This is a genomic window from uncultured Jatrophihabitans sp., assembly GCF_964251945.1.
In the GTDB taxonomy this organism is placed as follows: domain Bacteria; phylum Actinomycetota; class Actinomycetes; order Mycobacteriales; family Jatrophihabitantaceae; genus Jatrophihabitans.
In genome coordinates, this window is record NZ_CAXULP010000003.1 from 240381 (window position 1) to 254174 (window position 13794).

9 protein-coding genes and 1 pseudogene are annotated in these 13794 nt (G+C 73.4%); 6 read left to right on the forward strand and 4 right to left on the reverse strand.

The window, feature by feature from the left end; all coding sequences use genetic code 11:
* The first annotated feature begins 169 nt into the window (after nucleotides 1-169).
* From egtA to egtC, 3 genes are read left to right on the forward strand one after another with little or no spacing between them, the layout of a single operon-like run.
* Nucleotides 170-1471, forward strand: a complete 1302-nt coding sequence (gene egtA / locus ACFFBG_RS08670) for an ergothioneine biosynthesis glutamate--cysteine ligase EgtA (RefSeq protein ID WP_375477681.1) — start codon at nucleotides 170-172, stop codon at nucleotides 1469-1471.
* On the forward strand, nucleotides 1464-2759 hold the full coding sequence (gene egtB / locus ACFFBG_RS08675; protein WP_375477683.1) for an ergothioneine biosynthesis protein EgtB: 1296 nt from the start codon (nucleotides 1464-1466) through the stop codon (nucleotides 2757-2759). The genes egtA and egtB overlap by 8 nt, the downstream gene beginning before the upstream one ends.
* An 8-nt stretch (nucleotides 2760-2767) precedes the next feature.
* Nucleotides 2768-3466, forward strand: coding sequence for an ergothioneine biosynthesis protein EgtC (gene egtC / locus ACFFBG_RS08680; protein WP_375477685.1), 699 nt, complete (start codon nucleotides 2768-2770; stop codon nucleotides 3464-3466).
* A 26-nt stretch (nucleotides 3467-3492) separates the two neighbouring features.
* On the opposite strand, the gene ACFFBG_RS08685 is transcribed toward egtC, so the two are convergent.
* Nucleotides 3493-5082, reverse strand: coding sequence for an MFS transporter (locus ACFFBG_RS08685; protein WP_375477687.1), 1590 nt, complete (start codon nucleotides 5080-5082; stop codon nucleotides 3493-3495).
* 43 nt (nucleotides 5083-5125) lie between these two features.
* Here ACFFBG_RS08685 and ACFFBG_RS08690 point away from each other — a divergent pair, with 43 nt between their 5' ends.
* Nucleotides 5126-5635 carry a TrmH family RNA methyltransferase gene (locus tag ACFFBG_RS08690; protein ID WP_375477689.1) on the forward strand — a complete coding sequence of 170 codons (510 nt, stop codon included), beginning with the start codon at nucleotides 5126-5128 and terminating at the stop codon, nucleotides 5633-5635.
* Nucleotides 5636-5774: 139 nt separating this feature from the next.
* Here ACFFBG_RS08690 and ACFFBG_RS08695 read toward each other — a convergent pair whose 3' ends face one another.
* Complete coding sequence (locus ACFFBG_RS08695) at nucleotides 5775-6422, reverse strand: class I SAM-dependent methyltransferase (RefSeq protein ID WP_375477691.1); 648 nt, start codon at nucleotides 6420-6422, stop codon at nucleotides 5775-5777.
* Nucleotides 6423-6445: 23 nt separating this feature from the next.
* Here ACFFBG_RS08695 and ACFFBG_RS08700 point away from each other — a divergent pair, with 23 nt between their 5' ends.
* Both ACFFBG_RS08700 and ACFFBG_RS08705 read left to right on the forward strand, forming a co-directional pair.
* On the forward strand, nucleotides 6446-7633 hold the full coding sequence (locus ACFFBG_RS08700) for a DUF371 domain-containing protein (RefSeq protein ID WP_375477693.1): 1188 nt from the start codon (nucleotides 6446-6448) through the stop codon (nucleotides 7631-7633).
* Between the two features lie 87 nt (nucleotides 7634-7720).
* The gene (locus ACFFBG_RS08705; RefSeq protein WP_375477695.1) at nucleotides 7721-10588 is read left to right on the forward strand and encodes a fibronectin type III domain-containing protein; all 2868 of its coding nucleotides are present in this window, start codon (nucleotides 7721-7723) and stop codon (nucleotides 10586-10588) included.
* 106 nt (nucleotides 10589-10694) lie between these two features.
* Here ACFFBG_RS08705 and ACFFBG_RS08710 read toward each other — a convergent pair.
* Together ACFFBG_RS08710 and ACFFBG_RS08715 are read right to left on the reverse strand one after the other, a co-directional pair.
* Nucleotides 10695-10955 (reverse strand): annotated as a pseudogene (locus ACFFBG_RS08710) (helicase-related protein); the annotation flags it as partial.
* Nucleotides 10956-11015: 60 nt separating this feature from the next.
* Nucleotides 11016-13793 carry a UPF0182 family protein gene (locus tag ACFFBG_RS08715; RefSeq protein ID WP_375477697.1) on the reverse strand — a complete coding sequence of 926 codons (2778 nt, stop codon included), beginning with the start codon at nucleotides 13791-13793 and terminating at the stop codon, nucleotides 11016-11018.
* Between the last annotated feature and the right edge of the window lies 1 nt (nucleotide 13794).

The window sequence follows — 13794 nt, forward strand, 5'->3', positions numbered from 1 at the left end:
CGCTGGTGGCGTTGTCGGCGCCCGGAGGTAAGACTGGACGGGCACACACGAGGACGGTCCGGCGCGAGTTCACCAGGTGAGCAGTTCACTTCGGCGAGTCAGCCGTGCCGCCCCCGCACCGACCCGCGGTCGCCGTTCGAGGCGGCCGGTCCGGACCTGGAGGGGGCGGATGAACGCACCGCACGCACCGGTTTCGCCCGGCGCAGCCAGCAGCCCGGACGCTGACGAGCTCGACTGCGCGCTGGCCGATCCTCGCCGTGCCGTCACGGCGGCACGCGAGCACATCGCGACCACCGCGCTGCAGGAGACGGCCTCGGACGCACAGGGGCTGGTCGGTCTCGAGCTCGAGCTGCATGTGGTCGACCTCGCCCGGCCGGCCCAGCGCCCGACGTGGACGCGGCTCACCACGGTCGCGGCGGGGCTGCCGGCAATGCCGGGCGGCAGCGCGGTGACCTTCGAGCCGGGCGGGCAGATCGAGCTGTCCACGCCGCCGACCGTCGGGATCGTCGACTCGGTGGCCGCGCTTCGCGCCGACGCCCGGGTGCTGCAGGCGGCTCTTGCGCAGGCCGGCCTGGGCGCGGCGCCGCTCGGCGCCGATCCGGCGCGGCCAGTGCGCCGGGTCAATCCGAGCCTGCGGTACGCGGCGATGGAGCAGCATTTCGCCGCTCTCGGCTGCGCGACGCCGGGTCGGGCGATGATGTCGGCGACGGCGGCGCTGCAGGTCAACCTCGACGCCGGGCCGCGGGCGGGCTGGGGTCCGCGCCTGGAGTTGATCCGCCGGCTGGGTCCGGTGCTGACCGCGCTCGCCGCGTGCTCGCCTTACCTTGCCGGCGACGCGTCCGGTTGGCGGTCGATGCGCCAGCAGGCGTGGCACGGCATCGACTCGGCCCGCAGCGACCCGGTGTCTGGTGCCGACCCCGCGGCGGCGTGGGCCACCTATGCGCTGCAGGCGCCGGTGATGCTCGTCCTGTCCGCCGACGGCGCCGTCGCGATCACCAGCCGCGTGCCGCTCGCGGCCTGGTTGGACGGCAGCGCGCCGATTCCGCGACGACCCACGCTGGCCGACATCGACTACCACCTGACGACGCTGTTCCCGCCGGTCCGCCCGCGCGGGTACGTCGAGATCCGCTACCTCGACGCGGCGCCGCATCGCTGGTGGCCGGCAGTCGCCACGATCACCGCGACGCTGATCGACGATCCGGTGGCCGCCGACCGGGCGGCGGAGGTCGTCGAGCCGGTCGGCGACGCCCGCGCTGTCGCGGCCCGCGACGGGCTCGCCGATCAGGCGTTGCGCGCGGCCGCAGAAAGCTGTGTCGCGGTGGCGGCTGACCGGTGCCCAGCCGAGGGGCGGGCCGAGGTCGAGGCGTATGCCGAGCTCGTCTTCGCCGGTCGCACGCCGGGCGACGAATTGCGCGAGCGCGCCGAACGCCACGGGCCGCTCGCGGTGCTGGCGGAGGAAGCCCGTGCCTGAGACGATCGCGCGGGGCCTCGAGGCCGCGCGGGCCCGGACGAGCGGACTCACCCAGTTCGGCGACGGCGAGCTCACGATGCAGCACAGCCCGCTGATGAGCCCGCTCGTCTGGGACCTCGCGCACATCGGGCAGCAGGAAGACCTGTGGCTGCTGCGCGGCGGCGTGGCCGCGGCGCAGGGTCAGCTGCCGGCCGCGATCGAGCGGCTCTACGACGCGTTCGAGAATCCCCGCGCGAGTCGGGCGGCTCTGCCACTGCTGTCGCCCGGGCAGGCGCGGGCGTTCCTGGCCGATGTCCGCGGCCGGGTGTTGGACGCGCTGGCTCGCGCCGACGACACCGCGGACGCGCTGTTTCCCTATTCGATGATCGAGCAGCACGAGCAGCAGCACGTCGAGACGATGCTCGCCACCCATCAGCTGCGTTCGGGCGAGACCCTGCTCGGCCCCGGCGCGCCGCTGCCACCGGGCCGCGCACTGGCGAGCGAGTCGGTTCTCGTGCCGGCCGGCGATTTCGTGCTCGGCGTGGACGCCGCCGACGAGCCGTGGTCGCTGGACAACGAGCGGCCGGCGCACGCTGTCCACCTGCCGGCGTTCCGGATCTGCCGGGCGCCGGTTCGCAACGCCGAGTACCGGCGCTTCATCGACGACGGCGGGTACGCCGATCGGCGGTGGTGGTCGCCGATCGGGTGGCGGCACCGGCTGGCGGCGGGCCTCGAGCGCCCGCAGTTCTGGACGCCCGACGGTGGCCGGGTGCGGTTCGGCACGCTCGAGCCGCTGTCGCCCGACGAGCCCGTGCAGCACGTCTGCTTTTACGAGGCGCAGGCGTACGCGAGGTGGGCTGGCGCTCGATTGCCCACCGAGCAGGAGTGGGAGAAGGCCTGCGTCTGGGACCCGTCCGCGGGGCGGCGGCGGCGCTGGCCGTGGGGGTCGGCCGCGCCGACGCCGGCGCTCGCGAACCTCGACGGCGCGGCGCTGCGCCCGGCGCCGGTCGGCGCGTACCCGGCCGGCGCGTCCGCCTACGGCGTCGAGCAGTTGATCGGCGACGTCTGGGAGTGGACGTCCTCGCGCCTGGAGCCGTGGCCGGGCTTCACGCCGATGCTCTACCGCCAGTACAGCGCGCCGTTCTTTCCCGGCGCGGGGGCGTCAGACGGCGACTATCGGGTCTTGCGCGGCGGGTCCTGGGCCACCGGCGCGTCGGCGGTCCGTCCGTCGTTCCGCAACTGGGACCTGCCGATCCGCAGGCAGATCTTCTGCGGGTTCCGCCTCGCCTGGGACGTCATCGATGGCTGAGCCGGCGCATGTGTAGGCACCTCGCCTGGCTCGGCGCGCCGCGCTCGCTCGCCGACCTCGTGCTCGAGCCGCCGTGCGGGCTGCTGCGGCAGTCCTACGCACCGCGCCGGCAGAAGCGCGGCCTGCTTAACGCCGACGGTTGGGGCGTCGGCTTCTTCGACGAGACGGGCGCCGCGCGGCGGTGGCGCTCGGCCCGGCCGCTGTGGGGTGACGCGTCGTTCGCCTCGCTCGCCCCGGCGCTGCGCTCGGGCGCGGTGCTCGCCGCGGTCCGCTCGGCGACCGTCGGGATGCCGATCGAGGAGGCGGCCGCCGCGCCGTTCACCGACGGCCAGTGGCTGCTGTCGCACAACGGCCGGGTGTCGCGCGCGGCGCTGCCCGACTCGGCGGCGGCGGCCGCGGAGTCGGTGTGCGACTCGGCTGTGCTAGCCGCGCACGTCTTCGCTACCGGGCCGGAGCGCGTCGTCGAGACGCTGAGCGCGGTCGCCGCGCGCGATCCAGAGGCGTTTCTGTCTGTGCTGCTGACCGACGGCGCGACGATCCGCGGGGTCACCTGGGGCGACGAGCTGAGCTACCTCGTCGAGCCCGATGGCGTGGCAGTCGCGAGCGAGCCGTGGGACGACGATCCGCGCTGGGCGCTGGTGCCGGACCGGCATCTCGTCGAAGTGAGCGCCGAGGGGGTGCGCGTCACAGACCTTGCAAACCGTTGACCGAGCAAGCGCCGGCCGATCGCCGGTCAGGGCCGCGCCGGCGGCGCGGAGATCGCGCAGGACGATGTGGGCCGCGGCGCCGTCACCGGCGCGAGCTCCCGCGGCACAGATCCCGACTCCGGACCCGGCCCGTCCCCCGAGGCGGCGGCCGGCCCGGTGCGGAGGTCCGGCCCGGTGGGGAGTGCGGTGTCGCCCTTACCGCGAATGAGCAGCGCGGCCAGCACCCCGCCGCTCGCGCACAGCCCGGCGGCGATGAGCGCCGCGGTGTGGAAGCCGGACGACAGCGCGGCGGGATCGGCATAGGCCTTCGCCGAGATGCCGGCGAGGCCCGGCAACACCGCGACGGACAACAAGCCGGCCACCCGGGCGACATCGTTGTTCACCGCGGACGCGACGCCGACCTGATGCGCCGGGGCGGAGGCCAGCGCGGTGGCGGTCAGCGGCGCGACGGTCGCCGACAACCCCAGCGCGAACACCAGCACTGCCGGCAGCAGGTCGGTCAGGTAAGACGCGTCCCGGCCGACCCGGGTGAGCATCGCGAGGCCCACGGCCGCAATGATCGGGCCGACCGTCATCGGGATCCGCGGCCCGATCTGCTGCGCGAGCCGACCGGCGCGCGCCGACAGCAGCAGCATCACCGCGGTCACCGGGAGCAGCGCAGTGCCGGCCGCGACCGGTGAGTAGCCGGACACCCGTTGCAGCTGAAGCGGGATGAGGAACAGCGCGGCAGACAACGCCGCGTAAACGGCCAGCGTCACGATGTTGGCCGCGGCGAACTCACGGTCGCGGAAGAGCGAGAGCGGCATCAGCGGATTGCCGCTGCGCGATTCGCCGAGCAGGAACGCGGCGAGCAGCGCCAACCCGCCGAGCAGACAGGCGATCATGCCGCCCGACCAGCCCCGCTGGGGGCCCTCGGTCAGCGCGTAGACAAGCAACGCCAGACCGGCCGCGGCGAGCACGACACCGGGCAGGTCCAGCCGTCCGGTCGCCTCCTCGTCCCTGGTCTCGGGCACGAAGCGGATCGACAGCCAGATCACCGCCGCGGCGAGCGGCACGTTGAGCAGGAAGACCAGCCGCCAGCCCCACGGCGCGACGCCGACCAGCACGCCGCCGAGCACCGGCCCGATCGCCGTCGCGACGCCGCCCAGACCGGACCATGACCCCACAGCCGCGGCGCGGTCCTCCGGGCGGAACACCGCCTCGAGGATCGCGAGGGAGCCCGGCGTCAACAACGCGGCGCCGACGCCCTGCAGGGCCCGCATGCCGATCAGCACGCCGGCGGTCGGCGCCAGCGCGCAGCCGACGGACGCGGCCGTGAACCAGACGACGCCGAGCAGGAAGATCCGCCGTCGCCCACGCCGATCGCCGAGCGCGCCGCCGAGCAGCAGGAAGCCGGCGAGCGTGAGCGTGTACGCGTTGACGGTCCACTGCAGGGCGACGAGCCCCGCATGCAGGTCGCGCCCGATGCGCGGCAGCGCGACGTTGACGACGGTGCCGTCGAGCGAGGCGAGCCCGCTGCCGAGGATCGTCGCGGCGAGCACACCGTGTCCGCGGGCCGAACGCAGCACCAGGTCGCGGTCGACGGCGCCGTCGACCAGCTCGCGGTCGGCAGCCACCGCCGCAGGCTACGCCGCGCCGGGCTGGGGCGAGGCGCGCAGAATGTGCCGGGTGAGCGCCGAGTTCGAGCAGGTCCGGCACCGGCCGCCGGCGCCCCTGGAACGACCGCGCGAGCTGGTGGTGGCCTGCGCGCCGATGCGCAGCAACGTCAACCTGTCGACGATCGCACGCACCGCCGGCTGCTGCGGCGTCGAGCGGATGATCGTCTGCGGGCACGTCCGGCTGGACCGCACGATCGCCCGCGACGGGGCGGACCGGGTCGGGCTGGAGGTCCGCAACTCGCTGCCGCCGGTGCTGCGCACGCTGCGCGCGGACGGGTACCGGTTGGTCGGGCTGGAGCAGACGACGAACTCCGCCGACCTGCACCACTATCGATTCCCGCGGCGGACGGCGCTGGTGATCGGCAACGAGCGAGCCGGACTGACCGAGGCGGAGCTCGCCGAGCTGGACGACACCGTGGAGATCCCGGTGTGGGGGCTGCCCTACAGCTACAACGTGGCGACGGCGACCGCGATGGCGCTCTACGAGTACTGCCGCCAGTTCCCCGCCTGAATTTCTTGGCTGCGGAGCGGCGTCGTTGCCGGCGCGCCGCCCCGCTCCGATGCCAACTCCCAGGCAGGCCAACACTCAGGCGGGCCAACATTCACGCGGGCCAACATTCACGCGGGCCAACACTCAGGCGGGCCAACACTCAGGCGAGGCGGCCGCGCAGTGCGAGCACGGCGAGCTCGGCGCGGGAGGAACCGAGCCGTTTGGTCCAGCTCGTGCCGAGCGCAGCCAGCTCGGCTGCGCCCGGCCGGTCGGCGCCGGTAAGCGCCCAGCCCGCCTGTGCGTACGCCGGCCCCAGCGTGGCCAGCGCCGTCTCGGGCGTCGGCTCCGGCGCGTCGCCGACTTCCGGGACGGGCGGGCGCCACGCGTGCAGGTTCAGCGTGATCAACAAGCCGGCGCCCGGCGCGCAGGCCGACGCGAGGGACCGCAGCACGGCGGGGTCGGGGCCGGCGAGCGCCCGCAGCAGGCTCCCCCACGGCATCAGGCAGTGCACCTCGTCGACGCCGGCCAGCTCCGGCGGCAGCTGCTCGACGGCCGCCCACACGAACACCGCGTTCGGCACGCCACCGCGCGCCGGCTTGGCAGCCCCCCGCGCTGCCGCTCTGCGCAGTCCGTCGGGACTCGCGTCCAACGCCACGACGAGGACGTCCGGACGCGCCCGGGCGACGGCGAGCGCGTGCTTGCCGTCGCCGGCGCCGAGATCGAGCAGCAGGCCGGCGTGCCGGTCGCGCAGCGCGGCGAACTCGGCGGCGGCGAGCTCGACGGTGGCGTTGCCCAGCACTTGCCGCACCCGCGCAACCTTAGGCTGGCGCGGTGCGATTCACCGGCTGCGGCCACCCGGCCATCCGGGCCACGCACGCCAAGACGCTCGAGCTGAGCCTTGACGCCGAGATCAGCGAACGCGCCACCTGCGTGGTGGCCGTGGGGGCGCAGGCCGATCCCGCACAGCCGCTCGCCGGCGCGGTGCTCGTGGCGGTCGTGGCCGGGCGCGAGCGTTTCGAGTTCGCGGCGACCGCGAACTCGTCGTGGGACCCGCGCGGCCCCGCGGTCATCCGGCGCAGCCCGCTCCGGCTGCCCGGCACGCTGGCGTCCGCCGCAGACGCCGGCGCCGCCGACCTGCCGGCGGGATTGCGCGCGGCGCTGCGCGACCCGACAACGCGGGTCGTTGTCGAGCTGACCGCCGCGCCGAACCGGCCGACGGTCGTGCTGTTCGCGGCAGATTCCACGCGGGCCCGCGACCCGCGCCTGGCCGCCGAGCTCGCGGCCGCGGACCTGGTCCTCGCCGAGGACGCCGGCGCGCGGGCGCTCGCCGATTCGCACCAGCAGTCGAACCAGGCGGCTGTCCGGACGATGTTCCGAGCGCCGGCCAGAGCGTCGTCCAAGGCGCCGGCGGACCGCCCGCCGGATCGCCTCGACGGGCGGCTGCTCGTGCTCAGCACCCGTGACCTGCCCGGCCGCACGGTTCCCGTGCCCGGCGAGCGGAGCGCCGACGCGACGGTCTGGCTCCCCGATGATGTCGCGCTCGACGTCGTCGGCCTGCCGCCCGCGCTGGCCGCCGCAGCGGCGAGCCTCGGCGACTCGCCGCTGGTGCTCGCCCCGGCGGGAGCTGATCCCCGCGAGGTGCTGCGCGACGCCCCGGCGGCCGCGCGGGTTCTGCTGGCGGCCGACGTGCGCAGGCTGCCGGAGATCGTCCAGCTCGCCCGGCAGCTGCGTGGCAGCGCGGCAGCCACCATCGTCCGGGACACCGCGCCGCCGGTGCACCCGGCGGGCGACACGATTCCCGACCTGCCCGGCCGCGGCCCGGCGTTCGTCTGCTTCGCCGCGGCGCCGGGCGAACAGGCCCTCGATCCGGGCCCGCGGGCCGCGGTCGTCGGGCTGCTCGCCGACGGGGTGCCGGTCGCCGCAGCCGCGCGAGCGCTGGCCCAGCTGACCGGGTGGCCGCGTCGACGCGCTTACGACGCGGTCCTGGCGCTGCGCGGCGAGGTCGGCCCGCCGAGCTAGATCGACTGATGTTAGATCCGTGTTAGTTACGGGTAGGAAAGCGGCGACCATATCCGGCGCGGGGCTGGCTTGTTCACGGAGTAATGCATGCCTCGCGTCCGTACCCGCGCCGGCGTCGCGGCCGTCGGCGCGCGCCACCGGATCGCGGGCATCTGGATCGCCGCCCTTTCCACCGCCGTCGCCGCCGCCGCGCTCGTCGTCACGCCCGTCGCGGCCGACGCGGTGGCCGACACCAGCCCGCCAGCGCTGACCGCGTTCAGCGTCTCCCCGCACGCCGTCGACGACTCGGCCGGGCAGAGCTCGGTCACCGCGCACCTGCAGATCGCCGACGCGACCGGGTTCAACCGCGGCACGATCACCTTCGCCGCCGGCAGCGCGGCGCTCGACGCCGTCTGGCTGGACGCGGGCGATCTGACGTCGGGCACGCTCACCAACGGCGGCTACGACGTCGCGATCCCGATCCCGCAGGAGACGCCCGGCGGTGCGTACACGGCGACCGTGTCGCTCACTGACGCCGGCAACCACACCGGCTCGACCACCCCATCCGCCGTCCTGACCATCACCCATCAGGACGACACCACGCCACCGGTGCTCGTCGGTGGTGTCGACGCGGCGCCGACGAGCGTCGACACCACCCGGCACGCTCGGACGGTCGTGTACAGCGTGCATCTGAGCGACGACATCTCCGGTGTCGCCGACGCGACGCTGACCCTGCAGAACCCGCACGGCGATCTCACCGAGCTCGCGCTCAACCCGCCCGCCGGCGCTGACGGGACGCCCGCAGACGGCGATTGGACGGGCGATGCGGTCATCGACCCGCAGGACCCGGCCGGCAGCTGGACGGTCGTCTCGCTCGACGCGCACGACGGCTACGGCAATCTGCTCGATCGCAGCGCCGGCCTCGGCGGCGCCGTCGCGGTCTCGCACACGGCCGACACCGCGGCGCCGGAGTTGCTCACCGTCACGCCCATGCTGAGCACCACGGCGATCGACACCACTAGCGAGAGCCCGACGGTGACGGTGGCAGTGCGGGCGATCGACGACCTGTCCGGCGTGGTCGGCGGAAATCTGGAGTTCAGCTCGCCGGACGGCACGCAGACCGCCGACGGCGGATTCTCCGGCGACCCGGCCGCCGGCACGGCGACCGACGGCTACTGGACCGCACACGTCGTCTTCCCGGTTCGCGGCGCGGCCGGCACCTGGACGCTGACCTACGCCGACGTCTCCGACGCGCAGGGCAACCAGTCCTTCTACGACGCGACCGACGGGCCGGCGCCGCCGACCGCGCGGGTGCGGGCGACGCTGCGCGAGGACAGCGCCGCGCCGACGCTGACCAGCCTGCGACTCGGCCCGAGCACCGTGTCGACGGCCTACGACGGCGGGGACGCCTACGTGGTCGGGCAGGTCGGCTTCACCGACGACATCTCCGGCGTCGCGCAGGCCGTCGTCTCGTTCCAGGACCCGACCGGCGTCGTCGACCACGCCAACGACATCACCATCGACGCAACCGACACGCCCGTGGTCGGGAGCCCGCTCGACGGGACGATGGGATTCTCCGCCGTCCTGCCCTCGGCCGCGGCCGGCGTCTGGTCGATCGCGAGCGTGACGCTGATCGACCAGGCCGGCAACCAGCAGGTCGTCACCGCCGCGGACTCGCTGGGCACGCACGCCGCGGTCACCGTCGTCGCCGCGAACTCCGACGCCGCGCCACCGGCCCCCACCTCGCTGACCATCGCGCCCACGAGCGTCGACCCGACCCAGGACGTCAGCGTCAGCCTCGGCGTCTCCGACGGCGGCGCGCCGGCGGCCGGCTTCGACTACGGCGCGCTCACGCTCGTGTCGCCGAGCGGCGTCCAGGTCGAATACGACTTCCAGGACCCGCCCGTCGCTGGCGACGACGTCGCCGGCGTCTACACCGAGACGCACCCGCTGGGCGACGCCGCGGACATCGGCGAGTGGCACGTCGGGTCGCTCACGCTGACCGACCGCGCCGGCAACCGGGCTGCCTACGACGCGAGCAGTTTGGCGATCGCGCTCGGCGGGCCGGCGCCTGGCTTGACGGTGACCCGCGCGCCCGACCCGGCGCCGTTCGAGCCGCCGCACCTCACCGCGCCGAGCGCCCCGCCCGTCATCTCGGTGAGCGCAGCCGACGGCCGGGCCACCGTCCGCTGGGACGAGCCCGACTACGACGGCGGCGCGGACGTCACCGGTTACACGGTGGTCGGCACGCCGAACGGCAGGTGCGCCACGACGGGAACTTCGTGCGTGGTCTCCGGGCTCACCAACGGCGTCGTCTACACGTTCACCGTCGTCGCGGCCAACGCCGAGGGGCTCGGCGCTCCCGCGGCGACGCCCGCCGTGGTGCCGCGCGCCACGACCCGGCTGGGCGCCCCGGCGGCGCCGGGCTCGGTCGGCTTTGGGGAGGCGGCGCGGGTGACCGGCAGGCTGACGACGGCGGCGGGCCGCGGCATCGCCGGCCAACGCGTGCGCCTGGAGTACCGACGGGCCGGCAGCGCCGGGGGCTTCTCAATTCTGTCAACCGCGACGTCGAGCGCGACCGGGTCGCTCGCCTTCGCCGTCCGTCCCCGCTACTCCGGGCAGCTTCGGCTGGCCGTGCCGGCGAACGGCGGCTACGCGGCCGCGGTCTCGACCGCCGTGTCGACGGCCGTGCGACGCGCCGTGTCGATCGCCGCGTCGTCGCGCGCCGTGCGACACGGTCGCTCGGTGCGGCTGCACGGCATGGTCTCGCCAAGCGCCGCCGGGCAGACGGTGTCGCTGCAACGCCGGGTGGGCTCGACCTGGCGGACCGTCGCGAGGAAGCGGCTTGCCGGCGGCGCGTACTCGCTCTCGGCCACGTTGGCGACGAAGGGCGCCTACCGGTTTCGGGTGACGATCGGCGCGGCCGGCGGCCTGGCCGGCGGCGCCAGCGCGACCTGCGCCGTTCGCGCCAGGTGATGACGAGGCGGCACCCGGACGCGGCGCCCGGACGCCGCGCCCTGACGCCGCGCCCGCAGGCCGGGCGCCGGCGCGGTGGACGCTCCGGCGCAAGAGCCCGCCGCCGTCAGCCGAGCATTCCGCGGATGTCGTCGGCGGAGAGCTTCGCCGAGGAGAACACGCCGTCGGCGAGGACGCTGTCGACGAGCGCGGCCTTCTGCGCCTTCAGCGCCACGACCTTCTCCTCGATCGTGTCCTTGGCGACCAGGCGATACACCATCACCTTCTTGGTCTGGCCGATGCGGTGCACCCGGCGATGGCCTGGGCTTCGGCCGCCGGGTTCCACCACGGGTCCAGCCAGGATGCAGTAGTCCGCCTCGGTGAGGTTCCGCGCAGGCACAACAGCGGCGTTGGCCACGGGCGACTGGCGGACCGCGGACACGCGGTCTTATGGCGGTCCGGTCGCCGATTCGATCGCGTCCCGCACAGCCGCTGGGAGGTTGTCTTCGAACGACGGGTCGCCGTTGGCGTACAGCGCGATGACGTGCCGCAGGACCGGGAACGAGCCGCCGGCGCTCGACTGGGTGTACACCGGCTCGACGTAGAGCACGCGCCCGCCGACGGGGATCGCCTCCAGCGAGCCGAGCACCACTTTGGAGTTGCCGCCGCGCTGGAGCGTCAGCTGCTCGGTGATGCTGGTGTTGGACTCGATGTCGTTCTGCACCTGGGCGGGCGACTCGCCGCCCGACGCTGACGGGTATTCCAGCACGGTGAACTTGCCGTAGTCCGGCCCAGGCTCGGCGCTGACGGAGACGAACGCGGCGAGCTGTTGTCCGTTGAGGGTCACCATCGGGCTGGACAGCGAATAGCGCTGCGCGCCGAACCCGTCGGCGGACATCGAGCTGTACCTCGACGGCAGCGATGCGCTTGACGAGGTCGTCGGGTCGCCCGGCACCGTCCAGAAGTCGTTGCCGCTGTAGAAGTTCGCCGCTTCCGTCACGTGGTACTTCGCGAGCAAGGCGCGCTGCACGTTGAACAGATCCGTGGGATAGCGCAGCTGGGGCAGCAAAGCCGGCGGGATGGCGGCCTGCGGCCTGACCAGGCCGGGGAAGACGGATTCCCACGTCTTGAGCAGCGGATCCGGATGGCGCGTCTGATCCCACTGGTACAGCGTCACCTTGCCGGTGTAGGCGTCGACGACGGCCTTCACCGAGTTCTGCAGGTAGTTGACCTGGGTGCTCGGCTGGGCGATCGACGCGCCAAGGGCAGTCAGCGACGTCCGGCTGGCCGTGTGCAGATTGACCAGCTGCGAGTCGGGATAGTTCGCCGTGGTGGTGTAGCCGTCGACGATCCATTCGATGTGGCCGCTGACGACCGCCGGGTAGACGTCGCCGTCGAGCGTCAGCCATGGGGCGACCTTCGCCACGCGGGCCCGCGGGTCGCGCAGCGTGAGCAGCTGCGAGGCGCTGTTGAGCTCGGAGCTGAACAGGATGTTCGGGTCGCGCTCTTGGACCGCGAACAGCAGCCGGCGAAGTGTCGAGCCGATCGGGATGCCACCGTCACCCTGATAGGTCGTGTGAGCCGACTTGGGCGAGCCGTTGCTCCCCGGGTGGTCGAATTCGAGCTGTTCGTGGCTGCCCGCGGGCTGGCCTGCGATCGAGTAGGACGACGCTCCGAACGACGGGCTGAAGTAGACCTGCGGACGGGTGACGGGGATTTCTTGGCTCGGCGGATTCCCGCCATTCAGGTACACCGGGCTCTCGGTCTTCGGGTCCACCTTGTCGGTCGGCGCCGCGACGATGCCGTACCCGTGGGTGTACACGAGATGGTTGTTGACCCAGCTCGGTTTGGGGATTCCGCCGGCTCGCAACTCGCGCACGGCCAGCGCCACGTCTTGCGAGTAGCCGCCGATGTCGTAGTTGCCGATGTCGAGGGTCGACTTGAAGCCGTAGTAGGCCTGGAGTTGCTGCTGGACGTTGAAGGTCGGTGACAGCTGGTTCGGGTCGATCACCGAGATCTGCGCCGTCGTGCTCGCCAGCTTCACCAGCGCCGCGCTTTGCGTCGTCGACGACGGGTCGTAGGGAATCGTCGTCACGTCCCGGTCGAGGTCGAACGCCGCGCGGGTCGCCTCTTGGTTATGGGTGATCTCGCTGAGGTCGAGCTTCGCGGCGCTGGGCGCCTCGCGGAAGTGGTACACCAGCGCCGGCCACGCGGCACCGACCACGCCCGAGACGACCAGCATGAGGACGAGGGCGCCGGCAAGCAGCCGGACCCGGCCGCGGGGAGTGAATCGGCGACGCGGCAGGACGCCGTCGGCGAGGATTGCGTTGGCGAGCAACGCCAGCGCGCACCCGATCGCGACGGCCGTCAGAACGTAGGTGCTCGGCAAGCCCGCGTGGACGTCGGTGTAGGAGGGCCCGGTCACCGGCCCATGCGCGGAGGAGGTGGTGAGGGCGTAGCGGGACAGCCAGTAGTTGGCGGCCTTCAGCACCAAGTAGCCGGCCAGCAACAGCGACATCAGCCTGATGAACTCCCGGGTGACCTTCTGCCGCCCCCGCCGCAGCCGCCACCCGCCGTACCAATAGCCGCCGACCACGGCGATCCACAGGCCGTAGGAGAGGGCCTGCGAGAGCAACGCCACCACCAAAGCGTGAAAGGGATAGACCTCGACGAAGAACGAAATGTCCTTGTGAAACAGCGGGTCCGTCGCGTGCCACGGAGCGGCGTGCCGCCACATCAGGTAGGTCTGCCACGCGCTGGCCGCCCGCCGCCCGACCAGGATCCCCGGGACCACGGCGACCGCGAGCACAAGGAGCCGCGACACCCGCGGTTCGTATTTGCGGAAGATCCAGCGGATCGTGTCGTCGTCTTGCGAGAAGTAGAGCGGCGACCGCATCCGGCGAACGGCCAGCATCGTCAGGCCGCTCACCAGCGAGGCGATGACCCCGAAGACGCAGAACAGCAGGATCTGCGCCTCGACCGTCGTCCGGTACACGGCGCCGTGCCGCACCGAGTCGAACCACATCTGAGTGGTGGCGATTCGCACGATCACGAGGAACAGCGCCCAGAGCACGGCCAGCACGGCCACGACGGCGATCAGGCGAACGAGCCACCGCTTGAGGGCGCCCCGCCGATGCGCCCGCTGGACGGAGGAACCGGCAGTGATCAGCCGCGTGATGGCGCCGCCGGCCGCCGGCTTGGCAACAGGTTTGCTCGGGGAGAACATG

Bases quoted from the DNA above. Each gene is read 5' to 3' on its own strand.
- egtA (WP_375477681.1), top strand. From the start codon at position 170: ATGAACGCACCGCACGCACCGGTTTCGCCCGGCGCAGCCAGCAGCCCG.
- egtC (WP_375477685.1), top strand. From the start codon at position 2,768: ATGTGTAGGCACCTCGCCTGGCTCGGCGCGCCGCGCTCGCTCGCCGAC.
- ACFFBG_RS08690 (WP_375477689.1), top strand. From the start codon at position 5,126: ATGTGCCGGGTGAGCGCCGAGTTCGAGCAGGTCCGGCACCGGCCGCCG.
- ACFFBG_RS08705 (WP_375477695.1), top strand. From the start codon at position 7,721: ATGCCTCGCGTCCGTACCCGCGCCGGCGTCGCGGCCGTCGGCGCGCGC.
- ACFFBG_RS08715 (WP_375477697.1), bottom strand. From the start codon at position 13,793: ATGTTCTCCCCGAGCAAACCTGTTGCCAAGCCGGCGGCCGGCGGCGCC.